Source organism: Duganella sp. Leaf126, from assembly GCF_001423125.1.
In the GTDB taxonomy this organism is placed as follows: Bacteria; Pseudomonadota; Gammaproteobacteria; order Burkholderiales; family Burkholderiaceae_D; genus Rugamonas.
Genome location: NZ_LMNW01000003.1, coordinates 236,681 through 255,306 on the forward strand (window position 1 = coordinate 236,681; position 18,626 = coordinate 255,306).

General features: G+C 66.7%; 14 protein-coding genes and 5 tRNA genes. 3 read left to right on the forward strand and 16 right to left on the reverse strand.

The genetic code is table 11. From position 1 onward, the window contains the following. Window positions 1–3: 3 nt before the first annotated feature. Entirely contained in the window at window positions 4–1,077 is a 1,074-nt protein-coding gene (locus ASF61_RS05345) for a sensor histidine kinase (RefSeq protein ID WP_056152062.1), read from the forward strand. Further along, window positions 1,077–1,856, forward strand: coding sequence for a LytTR family DNA-binding domain-containing protein (locus tag ASF61_RS05350; protein WP_056152249.1), 780 nt, complete (start codon window positions 1,077–1,079; stop codon window positions 1,854–1,856). Before ASF61_RS05345 ends, ASF61_RS05350 begins: the two co-directional genes overlap by 1 nt. A 55-nt stretch (window positions 1,857–1,911) precedes the next feature. On the opposite strand, the gene ASF61_RS05355 is transcribed toward ASF61_RS05350, so the two are convergent. From ASF61_RS05355 to ASF61_RS05375, 6 genes are all read right to left on the reverse strand, one after another. Continuing rightward, complete coding sequence (locus ASF61_RS05355; protein ID WP_056152065.1) at window positions 1,912–4,230, reverse strand: ATP-dependent DNA helicase; 2,319 nt, start codon at window positions 4,228–4,230, stop codon at window positions 1,912–1,914. 1 nt (window position 4,231) lies between these two features. After that, entirely contained in the window at window positions 4,232–5,944 is a 1,713-nt protein-coding gene (locus ASF61_RS05360; RefSeq protein WP_229205722.1) for a VRR-NUC domain-containing protein, read from the reverse strand. Window positions 5,945–6,026: 82 nt separating this feature from the next. Next, a complete protein-coding gene (locus tag ASF61_RS05365) occupies window positions 6,027–6,626 on the reverse strand; it encodes a phasin family protein (RefSeq protein WP_056152068.1) in 600 nt (199 codons plus the stop codon). A gap of 61 nt (window positions 6,627–6,687) precedes the next feature. After that, window positions 6,688–6,912 (reverse strand): hypothetical protein, encoded by a 225-nt coding sequence (locus ASF61_RS22585; RefSeq protein WP_082491219.1) that lies wholly within the window; start codon window positions 6,910–6,912, stop codon window positions 6,688–6,690. A 30-nt stretch (window positions 6,913–6,942) separates the two neighbouring features. Beyond that, window positions 6,943–9,156, reverse strand: coding sequence for an ATP-binding protein (locus ASF61_RS05370; protein WP_056152070.1), 2,214 nt, complete (start codon window positions 9,154–9,156; stop codon window positions 6,943–6,945). A 79-nt stretch (window positions 9,157–9,235) separates the two neighbouring features. Next, window positions 9,236–9,652, reverse strand: coding sequence for a helix-turn-helix domain-containing protein (locus ASF61_RS05375; RefSeq protein ID WP_056152073.1), 417 nt, complete (start codon window positions 9,650–9,652; stop codon window positions 9,236–9,238). Between the two features lie 175 nt (window positions 9,653–9,827). On the opposite strand from ASF61_RS05375, the gene ASF61_RS05380 reads away from it, so the two are divergent. Then, window positions 9,828–10,676, forward strand: a complete 849-nt coding sequence (locus ASF61_RS05380; protein WP_056152075.1) for an SDR family oxidoreductase — start codon at window positions 9,828–9,830, stop codon at window positions 10,674–10,676. Between the two features lie 65 nt (window positions 10,677–10,741). Here ASF61_RS05380 and ASF61_RS05385 read toward each other — a convergent pair. From ASF61_RS05385 to ASF61_RS05430, 10 genes are all read right to left on the reverse strand, one after another. Then, a tRNA-Leu gene (locus ASF61_RS05385) sits at window positions 10,742–10,826 on the reverse strand. 106 nt (window positions 10,827–10,932) lie between these two features. Then, the gene (locus ASF61_RS05390) at window positions 10,933–12,111 is read right to left on the reverse strand and encodes a glycerophosphodiester phosphodiesterase family protein (protein ID WP_056152078.1); all 1,179 of its coding nucleotides are present in this window, start codon (window positions 12,109–12,111) and stop codon (window positions 10,933–10,935) included. Between the two features lie 52 nt (window positions 12,112–12,163). Further along, entirely contained in the window at window positions 12,164–12,964 is an 801-nt protein-coding gene (locus ASF61_RS05395) for a DUF1868 domain-containing protein (RefSeq protein ID WP_056152081.1), read from the reverse strand. A gap of 5 nt (window positions 12,965–12,969) precedes the next feature. Next, window positions 12,970–15,498 carry a TonB-dependent receptor gene (locus tag ASF61_RS05400; protein WP_156369456.1) on the reverse strand — a complete coding sequence of 843 codons (2,529 nt, stop codon included), beginning with the start codon at window positions 15,496–15,498 and terminating at the stop codon, window positions 12,970–12,972. A gap of 132 nt (window positions 15,499–15,630) precedes the next feature. Then, a complete protein-coding gene (locus ASF61_RS05405) occupies window positions 15,631–16,350 on the reverse strand; it encodes a hypothetical protein (protein ID WP_229205723.1) in 720 nt (239 codons plus the stop codon). Then, on the reverse strand, window positions 16,313–17,536 hold the full coding sequence (locus ASF61_RS23910; protein ID WP_229205724.1) for a hypothetical protein: 1,224 nt from the start codon (window positions 17,534–17,536) through the stop codon (window positions 16,313–16,315). Before ASF61_RS23910 ends, ASF61_RS05405 begins: the two co-directional genes overlap by 38 nt. A gap of 429 nt (window positions 17,537–17,965) precedes the next feature. Next, window positions 17,966–18,050, reverse strand: a tRNA-Leu gene (locus tag ASF61_RS05415). 11 nt (window positions 18,051–18,061) lie between these two features. After that, a tRNA-Leu gene (locus ASF61_RS05420) sits at window positions 18,062–18,146 on the reverse strand. A 204-nt stretch (window positions 18,147–18,350) separates the two neighbouring features. After that, window positions 18,351–18,435: transfer RNA gene (locus ASF61_RS05425), tRNA-Leu, on the reverse strand. 15 nt (window positions 18,436–18,450) lie between these two features. After that, window positions 18,451–18,535, reverse strand: a tRNA-Leu gene (locus ASF61_RS05430). Window positions 18,536–18,626: the final 91 nt, after the last annotated feature.

Below are 18,626 nucleotides of genomic sequence, written 5' to 3' on the forward strand. Positions count from 1 at the left end.
GGCATGACCGAGGCGTTTTCCAGCCGGCGCGGCGCCACCATCTACATGGTGGTGTGGTTGCTGTTCGGCGTGGCGCTCGGCGCCGTGATCGCGCTCGCTGGCGCCGCGCCGCTGCCCAACGCCATGCTGTTCGCCATCCCGATGAACCTGACGTACGCATTCGTGGCCGGCTACTCGGCCTACTATCTGTGCCGCGCCTATCCGCTCGGTGCGCGCCCGGCCAGCGCCATCGCGACGGTGCTGACGGTGGCGGCAATCGTCTCCGGCGGCCTGTGGCTGCTGGTGGGGCACGTGTGGAATGCGCTGACCGCGCTGCCGAACCTGGACTGGGCCGGCATCGTGCTCACGCCGCAACTGTCGGCGCTGATCGTCGGCCTGGGCCTCCTGCTGTACGGCTTCGCGGCGGCCGTGCACTACCTGGTGATCGAGTTCGTGCGCGCCCGCAGCGCCGAGCGGCGCGAGCTCGAATCGATGCTGATGGCGCAGGAGGCCGAGCTGCGCATGCTGCGCACCCAGATCGATCCGCACTTCCTGTTCAACAGCCTTAATTCGATCAGCGCACTGACCTCGAGCGACGCCGGCGCGGCGCGCCGCATGACGCTGGAACTGGCCAGCTTCTTTCGCCGCAGTCTCGGCATGGAACCGCACACCATGGTGACGCTGGACGAGGAGCTGGCGCTGATCCGCCATTTCCTCGCCGTCGAGCAGGTGCGCTTCGGCGACCGGCTGCGGGTCGAGTGCGCGGTGGACGCTGCAGCCGGCGCCTGCCTGGTGCCGCCCATGCTGATCCAGCCGCTGGTGGAGAACGCCGTCAAGCATGGCATCTGCAAGCTGCCCGAGGGCGGCGTGGTCCGCATCGCCGCGCAACGGGCCGGATCGCTGCTGCACATCCGGGTCGACAACCCAATCGATGACGGGATTTCCCGTGGCGGCACCGGCATCGGCCTGGCCAATGTGCGCCAGCGCCTGAGCGGCGCCTACAAGCACGAGGCCAGTATCCGGTGGGGCCGGCAGGACAACAACTTCAACGTGGACATCGCCATGCCGGCGCAGACCACAGTGGACGGGGACCAATGATGCGGGTGCTGATCGTCGACGATGAAATGCTGGCGCGCGCCGTGGTGCGCGAATACCTCGGTGCACACGCCGATATCGAGATCGTCGGCGAATGCGCGAACGGCCACGAGGCAGTGCAGGCCATCACCGAGCTGGCGCCCGACCTGGTGCTGCTCGATATCCAGATGCCCAGGCTCGACGGCTTCGAAGTGGCCGAACTGGCCGGCAACCAGCCCCGCTATATTTTCACCACCGCCTTCGACCAGTATGCGATCAGGGCCTTCGAATACCACGCGCTCGACTACCTGCTCAAGCCGTTCAGCCAGCAGCGGCTGGACCAGGCGCTGGCCCACGCCCGCGCCAGTGGCGCCGGCATCGTCGGTGGCAGCAGGGCTGCCGGCGACGCCGCCACCGCTCGCCTGGTGCGCGACGCCGCCCGCCGCAAGCTGCCGCTGGACCGGGTGCTGATCCGCGAAGGCGCCAGGGTGCATATCGTGGCGTGCGAGCGGATCGACTACATCGAAGCGCACGACGACTACGTGCGGATACGCGCCGACGGCCGCGACTACCTGAAAAGCCAGCCACTGGCCGAACTCGAAGGGCAGCTCGACGGCGCGCACTTCCTGCGCATCCACCGCTCGTGCATCGTCAACCTGGCCCGCATCGACCGCATCGAGCAGGCCACGCGCGACAGCCACGTGGCCATCCTCAAGGATGGCAGCCGGCTGCCGGTCAGCCGCAGCGGTTACCAGAAAGTGCGCGCGGCGCTGGCGCCGGCAGCGCCTGGCGCAGCGCGCTAAGCGGCGGCATCCACTGGCGCCAGCGGCCTTGCCTGCGCAGTCACGACGTGCGCCGTCAGGCGGGAACGGTGGCCGTGTCGATGCACCACCAGGCCGGCATCAGCGCCTGGATCTCGGGACGGCCGAAGCGGTCGTCGATCAGGAACACCGTGCCGCGGTCGGACTGGGTGCGGATCACGCGGCCGGCCGCCTGCACCACTTTCTGCATGCCGGGATAGGTGTAGGTGTAGTCGTAGCCGGCGCCGAAGATGGCGTCCATGCGCTGGCGGATCTGCTCGTTGACGGGATTGATCTGCGGCAGGCCCAGCGTGGCGACAAACGCGCCGATCAGGCGCGCACCCGGCAAGTCCACGCCTTCGCCGAACGAGCCGCCGAGCACGGCGAAGCCGATGCCGCGGCTCTCCGGCGTGTAGCGCGCCAGGAAGTGGGCGCGCGCCGCGTCGTCCATGCGGCGCGCCTGGCGCCAGGTGGGCACGTCCGGGTGCAGCGCGGCGAAGGCGTCCGCCGCCTTTTCCATGTAATCGAAGCTGCTGAAGAAGGCCAGATAGTTGCCGGGCTGGCGCAGGTATTGTGCGCCCATCAGCGCGGCGATCGGTTGCAGCGACTGCTGCCGGTGCTGGTAGCGTGTCGAGATGTGGGCGGCCACCTGCACCGACAACTGCTCGGCCACGAACGGCGACTCCACGTCCACCCAGGCGGTGGTGTCGGGCATGCCCAGCATGTCGCCGAAATAATGCCAGGGACTGAGCGTGGCCGAGAACAGCGCCGTGGTGTGGGTGCTGGCCAGGCGCGGCTTCAGATACGGCGCCGGCACGATGTTGCGGATGCAGAGCAGCGAATCGGTCAGACTGGCGCGCGCGCCGTCGCGTTTTTCGACGTCGAACAGCGCATGCTCGCCGAACGACTCGCCCAGGCGGCCGAACAGCAGCGCGCCGAAATAGAAGTCCTGCAGGTCCGGGTCGTGCCGGGTCGGATGCTCGGCCTGGTAGTCGGCGATGGCAGCCGCCGTGGTCTGCAGCGCGATCATGAATTTTTCCGGCAGCGTGGCGTAGGACCGGTAGTCGGTGTCCTGGTCCTTTTCGAGCTGGTTCCACAGCTTGTGCACGCGGTCGAGCGGCTTTTTCAGTTCCGGCGGGGCGGTCTTGCGCAGCAGGCGCAGGCTGGCGTGGTCGAGTTCAGCCGAATACATCTTGCGCGCGCGCGACACCATGTTGTGGGCCTCGTCCACCAGCACGCTGACCTTCCAGTCGTTGAGCACGGTGAGGCTGTGCAGCATGGCGCTGAGGTCGAAATAATAGTTGTAGTCGCCGATTACCACGTCGCACCACCGCGCCAGCTCCGTGCCCAGGTAGTAGGGGCAGACCTCGTGGGCCAGCGCCACCGCGCGCAGGGTGGCGCGGTCGAGCGACAGGAACGCAGCACCGTCGGCCGGCGGCGCCGTCAGGTCCAGCGCCGACTGCCGCGCTGCCGGCAGGCGGTCGTAAAAGCCCCTGGCCAGCGGGCACGAGTCGCCATGGCAGGCCAGGTCCGGGTTGACGCAGGCCGTGGTTTTCGAGGCCAGTTCCAGCGTGCGCAGCGGCAGCAGCGGCGCGCCGTGGCGGATCACATCGACCGCATCGAGCGCCATTTGCCGGCCCGAGGTCTTGGCGGCCAGGAAGAACACCTTGTCCACGCCGTGCGCGGCGGCGCCTTTCAACATCGGGAACAGGCTGCCGACGGTCTTGCCGATGCCGGTGGGCGCCTGCGCCAGCAGGCACACGCGGCGGTTGCTGGCCTTGTACATCGCTTCGGCCAGCTGGCGCTGACCGGGCCGGAAGTCCGCGTGCGGAAAGCGCATTGCCTTGAGCGCGCTGTCGCGCGCGGCGCGGTGCGCCAGTTCCTGCCGCGCCCAGTCGAGGAACAGGCCGCACTGCTGCTGAAAATAGTCCTGCAGGTCCTGGGCGCTGTACTCTTCCTGCAGACGGGTTTCCTGCTGGCTGGCGATGTCGAAATACACGAGCGCCAGCTTGACCGTATCGAGCCCGCGCGTGCTGCAGAACAGGTAGCCGTAGATCTTTACCTGGGCCCAGTGCAGCGCGCGCTGGTTGGCCGCCATGCGCGCCAGGTCGCCGCGATAGGTCTTGACCTCTTCCAGACGGTTGGTGCGCGGATCGTAGCCATCGGCGCGCCCGCGCACGTGCAGCGGGCCGAAGTCGCCCGCCAGCGCGATCTCGGTTTCATAACCGTCGGCGCGGCGCCCGGCCACCACCGCGTGGCCGGCGATGCCTTCCTGCGCCGTGGGCGACGGCGTGAAGCGCAGATCGAGGTCGCCCGCCTTGGCCGTGAACTCGCACAGGGCGCGCACGGCGACGGTATAGGTGCCGGCGGTTTCCATGTCAGGCCGCCCACTGCAGGTAGCACACGGTCACCGGCATGTCGTGGGTGGCGCAGTAGTCGATCCAGCGCAGCTGGTTGTCCTGCAGGCGGTCGCCCGGCCCCTTCACTTCGATCATCGTGTAGCGCCGCTCGGCCGGCCAGAACTGGATCAGGTCGGGGAAGCCGGTGCGGTTGGCCTTGACGTCCTGCAGGATGCGTTCGAAAGCGCGGCGCAGGTGCGCGGGCGGGATGCAGTCGAGCGCCAGCTCGAGCAGCTCGTCGCCGATCGCCCCCCAGTGCAGGAATGGCGAGGCGATGCCGCGCTTGGCGCCGTGGTTGGCGCGGATGGTGGCGCGGTACTCGCCGCTGTCGAGCTGGGCGAAGCAGGCGGCAAACTGGGCCGCGCGGCGGCGCTGGAAATCGGCGCTGTGCAGGTCGGCCGGGGCGCGGTGGTACGGGTGGAAAAACGCGCCCGGCACCGGGCAGAACACGGCGTCCCAGCACAGCAGGCCGAACAGCGAATTGATCAGCGCGTTTTCCACGTAGTACACGGGCGCATCGTCGCGCGCCAGGTGGTCGCGCACGACGAATTCCACGTAGTGGTGCTCGCTGGGCGGCGGCAGGCTCAGATCGATGCGCTGCGGGGTGACAGGCGGTGTCGGCGGCGGCTTGGCGTGGCCCAGCTTGCGCGCCAGCCGTGGCGCCATGCGCAGCAGCTGCTGGCGTTCGGCCTCGGTTTCGGGCGCGGCCATCGCCTGCTGCAGCAGGTCGAAGGCGGCGCGCGGCTGCTCATCCTTTTCCAGCACGCGGATCGCGCGCGCGCGGGCGCCCGGGTACGGGCAGGCTGCGTACACCGCGTGCGCGGCCGGCCAGTCGCGCAGTTTTTCCAGGTGCTGGCCGATCGCGAAGGTGAACTTGTGGCGACGGCTCAGCAGCCATTCGTTGTCGTCCGCGCAGGCAGGCAGGTCGGCCATGATGGCGGCCGGGTCTTCGCCGAGCTCGAAGCGTTCGCGGCAGCGGTGCAGGGCCAGGAAATCGTCGATATCGCGCCGCGTGCGAAAACCGCGCGCCGCTGCCGGGAAGTCCACTTTTTCATACTGGAAGATGCCGAGGTCCGACAGCACGAACTCGGTCCAGTCCTGGTGGAAATTGCCGAAGAAGATCAGCCGCAGGCGGTCGCACAGGTCCTGCACCAGGTTGCAGTAGGCGTGATCGCCCGATTCCGGCCACCACAGCGAATATGGTTGCGGTGTTGAAAACTGCTCGCGCAGCGCCGCCAGCTGGTCGGCCTTGCGCAGGTGGCGCACGTTGGCGCCGAGCTGGAAAATCTTGCTGATTTCAGGTTTTTGCAGCAGCTCGAACAGCTGGTCGAGATCGAGCTGCGGATCGTGGTCGATCAGGCCAGCGGCGGCCAGGGGCAGGGCGGCCGCATGGGTATCGCCGATTTCGACGTAGCTGAGCTTACTGGCGCGAAAGATCGTGCCCTTGCGCATGACCATGCGCACCAGCAGCGCCCGCGACGCTTGCGGCAGGGTGGGAAAACGCTGCAGGAAATCGCGCTCGTCGGGCGCCAGCAGATCGTCGTAGCGCTCGCCGATCCACGCCAGGACCCGGTGGAAGTTTTCCAGGTAATACAGGGGGTTGTCGAGCGGATTGGCGTAGGTGTTGCCACCAGTGCGGGCGCCGGTATGGGCGTCAGTGTGGGCGAAGGATCGGGCGGAGACGAGGGTCATTGCGGGCACGGCAGGGAAAAGCGATGGCTGTATTTATGTACAGTGTATCGCGTTCAGCTGCCGCTGCCCAGCGAAATGTCGATCAGCCCTGGCTGGCCTTGGCGGTTTCGGCGGATTGGGCGGATTGCGCGGATTGGGCGGCTTCGGCCGCTTTCTGCTCGACCAGCGCATTGGCCTTGGCGATCTGCTCCTCGACTGCCTGCACGGCCTGGCGGGTGGCCTTGGTCACCTGTTCGTAGCCGGCAAAAGCATTGTCGATCGCGGACTTGACGATCTGCACCGCGTTTTCCGAGCCCGGGCGCACGTTCTTGGTGACGTCGTAGATCAGCGCACTGAGGTTGGTCTTGGCTTCGGCCATGTGGGCGTCGGCCGCGCGCGTGAATTCCTCGCGGATGTCGGCGATGATGGCGCCCAGTTGCTGGTTGTAGGCGGCAGCGCCCGCCACGCCCGGCTGCAGCTTGGCGGCCGCCAGGTCCAGGGCAGCCTTGGGACCGGCAGCCTGGCCGATTTCCTTGCCCGACGCCAGGCCGTCTTCCATCGCCGATTTGGCGGTGGCCATGTTCAGCGCCACGACCTGCTCGACGCCTTGCACGGCGCGCGCGGTCAGCGTGTTGAAGGTTTCCAGCTGAAATTCAAACAGGGCTTTGGTGGCATTGGCGAACTGCTCGGGATTGGTGAACATAGGGTCTCCTCATGTTGTCGATGGGATGCTGCCCCGGGGTGGTCCCCGTGTTGCTTTTAATTTATTTCACTGGCCTGGTCATGATAGCGGGTTTTTCGCAATGGCTGTCGCGAAACGGACCGCGAAACTTCTTCCAGCCCGGCCCCAGCGGCGTGGGCGAGCAGGTCAGCACCTGGGGATCGACGATGCTTTGCCATTGCCAGTAGTCGGCTGGCCCGGCCTGCAGTGCCGTGCAGGCCAGCGCCAGTGCCGAGGCCGCTGCCCCACGTAAAAAGTATCTGGTCATGGCGCCAGACTACAGCAAATCGGCGCGCCCTCAAAGCGGCGCTGCTTTCGGCAGGCGCAGCGTGACCCGGGTGCCGTGACCGACCTTGCTGGCCACGTCGATATGGCCGCCCAGCACGCCGGTGACGATGTTGTGGGTGATGTACAGCCCCAGGCCCGAGCCGCCGGCGCCCATGCGCGTGGTGAAGAACGGGTCATAGATGCGCGGCAGATTGGCGCCCGGGATGCCGGCGCCGTTGTCGGCCACCGTGATCACGACCACGCCATCGCCGGTGCCGCTGTCGTGGGCCGTCACCCGCAACAGGCCGGCATTGCCGTGGTGGTCGCTGCCAAAGCCATGCACGACCGCATTGTCCACCAGGTGTTGCAGCGCCTGCAGCAGCGGGGCGGAGTAACTGTCGAGTTCGATGGTCGGGTCGATAGCGTGCGCCACCGTCACTCCCTGCCGGCGCAGGTCGGCTTCCATGGCGTGCAGCAGCTGGCCGACCTGCTCGCCCAGCACGAAGCGGCTGCGCGGCGAGTTGGCGCCATCGACGGCGATATGGCGGAAGCTGGCCACCAGCGCGGCCGCCCGGTTCAGGTTGCGCAACACGACCTGGTCGGCGCTGGCAGCCTGGTCGAGATAGCTTTCCAGGACCGAGCGGCGCAGGCCGCTGTCGAGCTCGCGTCTGAGTTCGACCGTGCGCTCGCTCATGGTGCTGGCCATCACCAGGCTGTTGCCGATCGGCGTGTTCAGTTCGTGCGCCACCCCGGCCACCAGCGCGCCCAGGGCGGCCAGCTTGTCGCGGCGTACCAGCTCGTCCTGGGTCATGCTCAGGTGTTCGAGCGCGGTGGTCAGTTCTTCGTTGACTTGCTCGGCCTGCTCTTTCGCCTGGCGCAGTTGCCGGGTGCGCTCGGTCACCAGTTCTTCCAGGTGCTCGCGATGACGCAGCAGCTCGCCGTCGCGCCGGGTGCGCGTGATGGCGATGCCGGCCAGGTGCGAGGCGGTGCCGATCAGGGCCAGTTCCTGCGCGTCCGGTGCGCGCACGCTGCGGTAGTACATGGCGAACGAACCGATCACGGTGCTGCTGTCCTGCATGATCGGGATCGACCAGCAGGCGCGCAGGCCGTATTGCGCAGCGACCGCGCGGTAGGGCGCCCACAGCGGGTCGTGCTCGATGTCGGTGACGATCACGGTGGCGCCGCGGTGCATGGCGGTGCCGCACGAGCCGGCCGCCGGGCCGATCGGCAGGCCGACCAGCGCATCGAGATAGGCACGCGGCATGGCGGCACCGCTGGCGGCCGCCACCGTGTGTCCGTCTGCGCCCAGCAGCATCACGGTGCACAGGACGTCCTGCGATTGCGCTTCGATCAGCCCGGTCAGCCGGTCCAGCGTCTGGTCCAGCGGCGCCGAACCGGCAATCATTTCGAGCAGCTTGTTCTGGCCGTCGCGCAATGCCGCCGCCCGGTTGCGGGCGGTCACATCGACCACCTGCACGTGCATCAGCCGGTGCTCGCCGGTGTTGATCGGCACCATGCGCAGCTCGCAGTCGAGTAAGCGGCCGCTGCTGTGCTGCATGGTCAGCGCCACCATCTCGGTGGCGCCGCCCATCACGGCAGCAACCTGCTCGGCAAATACGTCCACCGACGGCCGGCCGTCGGGCTGGCGCGGCGGGCACAGCGAGGGCAAGTCGCTGCGCACCAGCTCCGCCTCGGTCAGGCCGAACTGCTGGCGCGCGCGGCGGTTGACGTCCAGCAGCAGGTTGCTGCCACGCTGCATCAGCAGGATGGTGTCGGGCGCGCCGGACAACATGGTGTGGTAATTGACTTCCAGCGTGGCCATGGTGGGCAGCGCACGCGGGTTCGGCGCCGGCAGGATCGCCCCCAGGCGCAGCAGGATGTTTCCGGCCAGCTCGTCGGGGTCCATCGCCAGCGGCAGGTATTCGGCCGCGCCGATGGCGAGCGCGCGCGCCTGTTCTTCCGGATGGGGCGCGGCGGACAGCAGGTACAGCGGCACCTCCGGTTCGCACAGTGCGCGCACCCGCTGGCACAGTTCCAGGCTGGCGCTGCCCGCCAGCGCCACGTCGACGACGGCCAGCGTGAGCGCGCCGCTGCGCGCCACCGCCAGCGCTTCGTCGCCCCGGCTGACGGCGCGCACCAGGTAGCCATGGCGCGCCAGCGCCCGGGCCAGCGCGGCGTGGTCGTAGGCCGAACTGGTGGCGACCAGGATCGTGTGCGGCACGGTGGCGTCGGGCGTTGACGTCATGACATGGACCGGGGGCGGAGGGACAAGCGCGGGCGATGGTGCAGTGTAGTACAAGATCGGTGGCCCCGTTCACCCCGATTCACGCTGCTGCGACCGCGTCCGGGCCGTCGGTCTGCATGCGCGCTTGCGCGATCAGGTGGTAATTGTTTTCGATCCAGTCCACCAGCACTTCGAGCCGCACGGCTGCTTCCCGGCCGAGCGGGGTCAGGCTGTATTCGACGTGCGGCGGCACCACCTGTTGCGCCACGCGCAGCACCAGGCCGTCGCCGGCCAGCGTGTCCAGCGTCTGCGCCAGCATTTTCTCGCTGACCCCGCCAATCGCGCGGCGCAGTTCGCTGAACCGGTGCGTGCGCTCGAGCAGCACGATCAGCACCAGCACGCCCCAGCGGCTGGTGATATGGCCCAGCACGGCACGGGACGGGCATTCGGCCACCAGTACGCGCGGCTGCAGCTGGTGTTGTTGGAGGGTAGCGCGCAGCGTCAGCGGTTCGGTCATGGTGCTTCCAGCAGGGAGAAGTGTACTTACCAAATTGTACGTACTATCAAAAAGTAAGTACAGCAGTTACGATGGTGGCCGCTGCGTACGGCGCCTTGCCACGGGATCCAGCCCTTAAGGCAAACCTAACCGTGCGCCCTTAACCTCTCTACATCGTTATTGAAAAGGAAATAATATGATCGTCATCACCGGTGCTACCGGCCAGCTGGGCCGCCTTGTCATTTCCCATTTGCTCAAAACCACGCCGTCGGGCCAGATCGTCGCTGCCGTGCGCGACCCGGCCAAGGCCGCCGACCTGCAAGCGCTCGGCGTGCACGTGCGCCAGGCCGACTACAACGACCCGGCCTCGCTCGACACCGCCTTCGCCGGCGCCAGCAAGGTGCTGCTGATCTCGTCCAACGACATCGGCAACCGCGCCGCCCAGCACCAGAACGTGATCGACGCCGCCAAGCGCGCCAGTGTGGCGCTGTTCGTCTACACCAGCGTGCTGCACGCCGACACCAGCCTGCTGGGCCTGGCGACCGAGCACCGCGAAACGGAAGAGGCGATCCGCGCCTCGGGGCTCACCCATGCCCTGCTGCGCAATGGCTGGTATATCGAGAACTACACGATGGGTCTGAAAGGCGCGCTCGCACACGGCGCGCTGAACGGCGCAGCGTCGGACGGCAAGATTTCCGCTGCCGCACGCGACGACTATGCGCAGGCCGCTGCCGTGGTGCTGGCCAGCAGCCAGCCGGTGGCCAAAGTATATGAACTGGCGGGCGACACGGCGTTTACGCTCAGCGACCTCGCTGCCGAAGCGGGCAGGCAGGCCGGCCGCGAACTGCCGTACCACAACCTCGGCCAGCATGAGTACCGCGAACTGCTGCTGGGCGTCGGCCTGCCGCCGATCATTGCCGACATGCTGGCCAACTCCGATTTTGCGGCTTCCAAGGGCGCGCTGTTCGACGACAGCGGGACGCTGGGCAAGCTGATCGGCCATCCGACGCAGTCGCTGGAGGCCGCGGTCAAGGCAGCGCTGTAATGAAAAAAACCCTTCATCTGCACTGAGTTCGCTCAGCCGATGAAGGGTTTTTTTGCGGAATTCTGTGGTGCCCACGGAGGGACTCGAACCCCCACACCTTGCGGCACATGGACCTGAACCATGCGCGTCTACCAATTCCGCCACGTGGGCGCACTGTTGCTTCTTGCTACTTTCTGCTGCGTGTTCTGCAACAGAAGGCATGCATCTTAAAGGCCGTTGGGCAGCCCGTCAAGAGCAGATTGCTGCTTTCGTGAAATTATCTGCACAGGTTGCCGTGGAAGAAGCTGAAGTCGGCGCTGCCGTGGTTGTGGGCGATGTCGCCCATGACGTCGCTGATCACGTAATCGGGCCTGACTTCATCGACGAAGGTCTGCTTGGCGGCGCGCACGTCGTCGCGGAACAGTGCCGCCTTCACATTGGTCGACTGGAAGGTGTAAGCGACGCACAGTCCGCTGCTGATGCGGCCCGCGTCCGGATTCGGGACGATCGACATGGTCTGGCGGCCGTGGCTCCTGGCCCAGTTGATCGCCTCGCGCGCGCCATCCTTGGCCCACGGCTTGTTGAGCGGCACGCTGGCGCTGACGATGGGGACGGTCGGCGCGTCGCCATGCTGGCGGCTGGCGTTGGCCCAGCAATCGAGATAGGCGCCGATCGTCAGCCTGGTCTGGAAGGCGGAAATATTGGCGTTGTCGTCCTCGTCCTGGTCCATTTCGCCGTCGTTGATCTGTGGAATAAGCTTCAGCCCGGTCAGGTTGTTTTCCTTGGCGTAGACATAGCAGGTATCGGCGCCGTCGTAGCGCAGGTTTTTGTACAGCCCGTTACTGACGAAGAATTTCAGGTAGACCGTGTCCTGCACGCCGAAGTATTTGACGACGTCGGCAGCGAGGTGGAACACGTCCGGATCCTGGATGTCGAGGATGATCTTGAAGTTGTTGTTGTGCAGTACGTCGCGGCGGTGGTCGCTCAGCATCTGCAGCATCGAATCGAGCGACTGCATGTAGAACGCCTGGTCCCAGTCGTGCACCTGTTCGCGGTCCAGGACGCCGTCCTTGGCATACACCTTGAGCAGCGTGTTCTTCCAGTGCCCGCTGTTCTTGGTATTGATCCAGATGGCGCCGGGCGCCTGGCTGTTCATGCCGTCGATCGGGTTGTACCAGCCGTTGCCGCCGTCGTCGCGCGTGCTGCGGTTGGCGATCTTGTCATGGGTGACCATGACCGTGCCGTCGCTCGCCAGCCGCAGGTCGAGCTCGACGCCGGCAAAGCCCATGTCCTTGGCGCGGGTGACCGCGTAATACGAGTTTTCCGGCAGGTTGCTGTAGTTGCTGATGTCGTGGTACACACCGCGATGGGCGATGGTGGCGGTAGCCGATGCGTACAGCGGCGCCAGCAGTGCGCCCGCCAGCGTCAGTGCTGCGGACAGTTTGAATAACTTCATGGTGACTCCTTCAGGTTGAGGACGAGGGGTGTTGCAACGAAAAAGAGGATGGCTAGCTTTCCTGGCCAGCCTGGTTGCGCAGCAACAGCTGCGGCCGGAACTGGTACATATCGTCGAAGTACACGTACTCGGGGTTGTGCAGTTCCAGCACCGGCGCGCGCTGCAGGAAGTCCGCCACCAGCGTGCGATGCAGCGCGAAAAAACGCGCCTGCTCGTCCGCGGTGGGGGTCGCATAAAAGTAGTGCAGGGTGACGTGGAAGCGGAAGGTCTCGTGGTCCGGCAACCGGTAGTGCAGCGTCTCGGCCAGGCGGTCGCGCAGGCGGCGCAGCTTGCGGTCTTCGGCGGCATCGACGGGCGCGAACTGGATGTTGTACGGGTTGCTTTGCCGGTTCAGCGGCAGCGCCCGCATCCGCAGCGGCAGTTCGGTGGCCAGGTCGAACCGCTTCAGCTTGGCCAGCAACCACTCGTTACAGAAAGTGTCATCGGCGTCGGCCGGGAGATCGGCCGGAAAAGCCTGGCGCCGCGCCGGGTAGGACACGCCGTTGAAGACCGTCATGTGGTAGCTGGCCGGCGGCAGCGGCGCGATCCGGTGTAACATGCCACTGCGCATCAGCGCGCAATGGATGTCCAGCAGCGCCATGAAATTCTCGCTGCGGCGGTCCACATGGCAGATGATGGAGTTGCCGGGATAGTGGGCGGCGCTGCCGTCCGGATTGAACTTGGGCGTGATGCTGGCGCGCGGCGCGGCAGCGGCGGCCGGCTTGGCGTTGGCGCCGGCCAGCAGCGCGCCGGCGCCCAGCAGCGAAGCGAGAGCGGTGCGGCGCGCAGGCAGGGGAGGGCATGCTCGGCTCATGGCGCTCACCACTGGAACGTCGCCGAGGCGGTGAAGTTGCGGCCGAACAGCGGACGTCCCGTGGTGGCGTCGGCCACGGTCAGCAGATTGCCTTCCGGTGCGCGGGCATTGCCCTCGCTCAGCCCCGCCGCATTGGTCACATTGTTCACCACGCACTGCACGGTCACGTGTTCGGACAGCGGATACTGCACGCCGACGTCCACCGTGCGATAAGCGCGCAGCACGCTGGTGTTGACGAAGTCCTGGTAACTGCGGCCCACCGCACCGAACGACGCGTACAGCCGGCCGCGCTGGCCCGCGTGGGAGAACAGATAGGCCGGGTTGAGCGTTGCCATGGTCTTCGGCACGCGGGGAATCTGCTTGCCGACGATGCTGCCGGCCGCCACCGTGTTGAAGGTTTCGCCGCCATCGACCGCCGGGCGCTGCCAGGTCAGCGAGCCGCCCAGCTCGAATGCGCTGGCGGGCCGCCACGTGCCTTCGAGTTCGATGCCGCGGGTGCTGGTATTGATCAGCAGCGGCTGGTTGCTCAGCACCCCGTCCCCATTGGCGAAATAGGTGGACGTGTTGAGCTTGCTGAAGTGGCTGTAAAAGCCGATCAGCGCCAGCTGCAGCGTGGGCGTGTACAGCCTGGCGCCCAGTTCCGCCTGCCGCACCGGCACCACCGGCACCGGCTGGCCGTTCGGCAAGGTGCCGGCCACGCCGTTGTTGATGTTGCTCCAGTAATCGCTCAGGCGCGGCAGGCTGTAAGCGCTGCTGTAGCGGGCGAACAGGTTGAGCGGCCTGGCAAGCCGGTACAAGGTGCCGGCGGTCCAGGCCGTGCCCTTGAGCGTGTGGCTGTAGGGCGCATAGCCGGTCAGGCCGGTCACGCTCTGCGCCGCCAGCGGGCCGCTGCTGGCAAGTACCTGCTTGCCGATCACGCCGCGCAAGCCCGTCTCCTGGCGCGCTTCGTGGCGGATGCCGACATCGGCCTGCCAGGCCGGGTCGATGTGCCAGTTCTCGGCCGCGTACAGCGCCGAGGCCAGGCCGTGCACCTGTCCGATCAGGTCGCCGCTGCCGTAGGTGGAAAAGCCGTTCTCGGTGACCATGCCGGTGGGCTGGCCGCTGGCGTCCAGCGCCTCGATGTCGAGCGCGTCGGGGTTGTTCCTGACGCTGGTGATCAGCGTATTGCCGATCTGCTGCTGCGCCAGGCTGTAGCGGCTCAGGCTGACGCCGACGGTGACGTCGTGCGCGCCTGCCAGGGTATTGCTCAGGCGCAGGTCGTTGATCGCGTTGCTGAGGTGGGAGCGGGTGCTGGACCAGGTATTGGCCATGGTCAGCCCGGCCGTGGCAGCCGGATCGAACGGCTGGCCGGTGGCGGCGACCAGGTAGCGCAACTGGGTCGTGCCGGGAAACGCCTTGCGCGCTGCCGCCAGGTTGTTTTGCAGCATGGCGCCGGCATCGACCGGGGCGCCGTTGAGCAGGGCGTCGAAGCCGACATCGCCGCGCAGATAGCGGGCCTTGTCGCTCAGTTTCCAGCCACCGGCCAGATTCAGCTCGGCGCCCAGCGTCAGGCTGACGATGTCGGGATGGATGCCGTCCGCCAGGTCGCGCGACACCTGTTCGATGCCACCCTGGCCGTCCAGCACCGGGAACCGGACGTGGCGGAAGCTGGCTGACGCCAGCGTGCCCGTGTGCGGGTCGATCAGGCTGGCCAGGCTGTTGCCGTTGCGGGCATCGGTGAGCGGGATGCTGCTGTAAAAGATGTTGCGGTCGTTGACTATTTTGAGGCCGGCAAACAGCTTGCCACGGCCGTCGTCGAGCCGGTACGTGGCACCGAGGCGCAGCTGGCCGCCGCGGTCGGCGTGGGCATAGCCCGGGTCGCGCAAGCCGTCGCCCTGGCGGTAAAAGCCGCTCACGCTGTACAGCAGGCGGTCGTCATTCTGGGCGACGGGGCCGGAACTGGCCAGGTCCACGCGCTTTTCGCGGTGCTGGCCGGCACTGAGCTTCACCACGTGCCGGCTTTCTTCCGTGCCGAAATTGGACAGGAAGTTGACCACGCCGCCGGCGGCGTTATTGCTGTAGATCGGCGCCGTGCCGCCCCGGACGATTTCGGCGCCCTGGGTGCCGAGGTCGAGCCGGTAGAGCTCATCGATCTGCAGCTGGCGCTCGTAATTCGATTCGAACAGCGGCAGCCCGTCCTCCAGCATGTCCATCAGGCGGAAGCCGGCAAATGGCAGACCACGGATGACGACATTTTCGCCGCCGCCCTGGCCGCCGGAATTTTCCACCTTGACCCCGGGTACCGACTTCAGCAGATCGACCGCGCTGCGCGGTTCCTTGCGCCCGATGTCGTCGTCGGCGATGGTGGAGATCGCATACGGCGTGTCGAATTTTTTCTTGCGACCGGAGGTGCCGGTCACGACCACCTGCTGTTCGGGGGCGTCGGCGGCCTGGGGGCCATCGGCTGCAGCGCCGGCGGTGGCGGGAAGGGTGAACGTCCCCAGCACGGCGATCGCCATGCTGGTCAGACGGAAATGCGCATATGCACTGGACACGAATTCCTCGGCTAAAAAGGTCACAGGGCGTGCCAACGGTCGGACACGGTTGCCGAGGATTGTAGAAAGGACATCGCTGCAGCGGGTCGCCTTTTACGGTGAAATTTACTGTAAAACCGGCAGTGAAATCGCCTATTTCCCCTCTGTGCGCATGCCCAGCACCCGGATGTCGGTGCTGCCGTTGGCTTGCAGCACGCATTCGAGCAGCAGCTCGAAATCGCCGATGCTGCCGTCGCTGCGCCGCGCGCGGCGCAGCACCGGGTCGAGGTCGGCGGACGAGGTCAGGAACTCGATCGCTGCCTGGGTGCCGGCCGAGGTCGTGCCGCCGAGCAGCAGGGCCCGGCCATCGTGGCCGAGGCCATGGGTGTAGGCAATGGTGGCAAAGCCGCGCTTGACCGGATCGTCGATCAGGAATTCGTAGGACGCCTGTTCGCCGGCCCGTGGATGATCGTTACGGATCAAGAATTTTCCGCTGGCGTGGGCGTCCCAGTCGATATGGAAATTGAGCTGGTGGCGAAACAGCTCGCGCCACGGATTGGACTGCGCCACTCCGGCCAGCACGACGTTCGCATGCTTGAGGTCGTCCAGCATCAGGTCGCGCGCGTAGCGCACGTGGAAACGGTCCGGGGCGGCGGTGGCGCGCTTGCCCAGCTCCGCTGCCAGCTGTACCGACGAGATGCCCGTGTAGCGGCGCGCCCGGTAGCGCGCCAGTGCGGCGCCGCCAGCGTCGGCGCGGTCGGCCACGCGCCGGGAAAAATACTCTTCCCTGGGCACCTCGTGCTCGGTCTCGAGCTGCAGCAGCACCAGGCCGGTATCAGGGATGACGAAGATGGTGTCGCGGTCTTTCGGCATCAGCGCCGACCAGAACGGCGAGGGCGGCGGCGTCTCCGGCCTGGCGTGCCGCAGCTGGAGCGCAGCCAACAGCAGCGCAGCCACGGTCGCCCCGATGGCCACCCGGCGCCACCAGTCGGGCCGCCGCGGGTGCCCGGCCGATGCGCCGTCGCTGGCGGCGCCGGCGCGCGCGGGTGCCGGTGCTGTTGCCGAGGAGGGCGCTGATGCCGGGGCAAATTCCGCTGCGCAAGCCGACGCTGATGATAAATCTGACGGTGATGGCGGTGCCGAAGCTGCCGCTGCCGGCGCCGGGGCTGATGCCGGCAGTGGCGCTACCGTCGGCGTCGATGCTTGCACTGTCGCTGCCGCCGATACTGGCAATGCTGGTGCTGACGGTGGCGATGCTGTCATCGCCGATGGGACGGCCGATGCCACTGTTGCTGCCGGGAATGCTGCTGACGGTGAAAGTGGTGATGCCGGTACTGCCGCCAGTGCTGGCGCCGATGCCATTGCCGATTGCGGCGCTGAGGTCAGCGCCCGTGCTGACGCTGGTCTCGGTGCCAATGCCGGCGTGGGAGCTGAGCCCGGCATCGATGCTGGTGAAGGCGCCTGCTCTGACGCGGATGCCGATGCCGGCGCTGGCGGCAATCCCCCGGCGGATGCCGGAACCTCCGCTGACGCTGGCAGCATTCCCGGCGCCGATACCGGCACCGCTGCAGACGGTGGTGCAGACACCGGAGCCGATGCCGGCACCGCTGCAAACGCCGAGGGAGATAACTGAGTTGATGCAGGAGCGTCTGCTGGCGCTGACGACATTCCCGGCGCCGATGCCGGCACCGCTGCAGACGCTGGTGGAGACATCTGAGCCGATACCGGCACCGCTGCAAACGCCGAGGGAGATAACTGAGCTGATGCCGGAACCTCCGCTGACGCTGACGGCATCCCCGGCGCCGATACCGGCACCGCTGCGGACGGTGGGGAAGACATCTGAGCCGATACCGGCACCGCTGCAGACGGTGGTGCAGACACCGGAGCCGATGCCGGCACCGCCGCAACCGCCGAGGGAAATACCTGAGCCGACACCGGCACCGCCGCAATCGCTGACGCCGATACCACCGCTGCCGCAGGCGCCGCGGCCGCCGCCTCGGCTGTCACCGCCGGAACAAACACGGGAACGTAAGCGCCACGCGGAATCGTGATGCGCCATGGATCGGCGCTGCCTTCGGTCTGGTAATACAGGTCCAGCCGCTGGCGCAGCAGCCGGGCGCTGGCGCGCACGATGTTGTCGTCGGCCGGGTTGTAATGCTCAGGCCGTTCAAAGACGGCCACGCCGATTTGCTGCTCGGTCAGCTGCCCGGTGCGCTGCGCGAGGGCAGTCTCGCAGACGTGACGGACAAAACACGAGAGGCGGGCGCTCCTGGCGAATGTTTTACTTGCCAATACCTTGTCCAGGGCGGCCAGGGCCTCGGCCTTGGCCGGCGCCGCACGCTCGAAATGCTGATCCACGCCATTCCTCGTTGTGGTCTGAAAAGAACACACTATAGCGCGTGCAAGTTTCAGTGGAATGACGGCGGCGCGGCCCATGAAAAAAGCCGCAGACTCGATGAAAAGTCTGCGGCTTTCTCGCGGAATTCTGTGGTGCCCACGGAGGGACTCGAACCCCCACACCTTGCGGCACATGGACCTGAACCATGCGCGTCTACCAATTCCGCCACGTGGGCACTNAATTCTGTGGTGCCCACGGAGGGACTCGAACCCCCACACCTTGCGGCACATGGACCTGAACCATGCGCGTCTACCAATTCCGCCACGTGGGCACTGTTACTGCTGTTGCTACAACTACTGCTTGCTTGCTGCTGCGTGTTCTGCAGCAGAGGCCAGAACTATACGGGACACGCGGCGCGTCGTCAAGCGTTTGCCGGGCTTTTTGTGCTGCCGGGCTGCCGGGACGACAAACCGCGCCCGCCATGAAAAAAGCCGCAGACCCGGTAACAAGTCTGCGGCTTTCTTGCGGAATTCTGTGGTGCCCACGGAGGGACTCGAACCCCCACACCTTGCGGCACATGGACCTGAACCATGCGCGTCTACCAATTCCGCCACGTGGGCACTGTTNGAATTCTGTGGTGCCCACGGAGGGACTCGAACCCCCACACCTTGCGGCACATGGACCTGAACCATGCGCGTCTACCAATTCCGCCACGTGGGCACTGTTGCTCAACACGGGGAGGTTTCGTGCCAGATGAACTCGCGTTCCATACTGCACATCAACCCGGTCTAGCATTCCTGCTGCGCTGCTG

What these genes read in the sequence shown, in the direction of transcription:
- ASF61_RS05345 (WP_056152062.1), top strand. Translation starts at nt 4, where the DNA reads ATGACCGAGGCGTTTTCCAGCCGGCGCGGCGCCACCATCTACATGGTG.
- ASF61_RS05350 (WP_056152249.1), top strand. Translation starts at nt 1,077, where the DNA reads ATGCGGGTGCTGATCGTCGACGATGAAATGCTGGCGCGCGCCGTGGTG.
- ASF61_RS05355 (WP_056152065.1), bottom strand. Translation starts at nt 4,230, where the DNA reads ATGGAAACCGCCGGCACCTATACCGTCGCCGTGCGCGCCCTGTGCGAG.
- ASF61_RS05360 (WP_229205722.1), bottom strand. Translation starts at nt 5,944, where the DNA reads ATGACCCTCGTCTCCGCCCGATCCTTCGCCCACACTGACGCCCATACC.
- ASF61_RS05365 (WP_056152068.1), bottom strand. Translation starts at nt 6,626, where the DNA reads ATGTTCACCAATCCCGAGCAGTTCGCCAATGCCACCAAAGCCCTGTTT.
- ASF61_RS22585 (WP_082491219.1), bottom strand. Translation starts at nt 6,912, where the DNA reads ATGACCAGATACTTTTTACGTGGGGCAGCGGCCTCGGCACTGGCGCTG.
- ASF61_RS05370 (WP_056152070.1), bottom strand. Translation starts at nt 9,156, where the DNA reads ATGACGTCAACGCCCGACGCCACCGTGCCGCACACGATCCTGGTCGCC.
- ASF61_RS05375 (WP_056152073.1), bottom strand. Translation starts at nt 9,652, where the DNA reads ATGACCGAACCGCTGACGCTGCGCGCTACCCTCCAACAACACCAGCTG.
- ASF61_RS05380 (WP_056152075.1), top strand. Translation starts at nt 9,828, where the DNA reads ATGATCGTCATCACCGGTGCTACCGGCCAGCTGGGCCGCCTTGTCATT.
- ASF61_RS05390 (WP_056152078.1), bottom strand. Translation starts at nt 12,111, where the DNA reads ATGAAGTTATTCAAACTGTCCGCAGCACTGACGCTGGCGGGCGCACTG.
- ASF61_RS05395 (WP_056152081.1), bottom strand. Translation starts at nt 12,964, where the DNA reads ATGAGCCGAGCATGCCCTCCCCTGCCTGCGCGCCGCACCGCTCTCGCT.
- ASF61_RS05405 (WP_229205723.1), bottom strand. Translation starts at nt 16,350, where the DNA reads ATGCCGAAAGACCGCGACACCATCTTCGTCATCCCTGATACCGGCCTG.
- ASF61_RS23910 (WP_229205724.1), bottom strand. Translation starts at nt 17,536, where the DNA reads ATGGCGCATCACGATTCCGCGTGGCGCTTACGTTCCCGTGTTTGTTCC.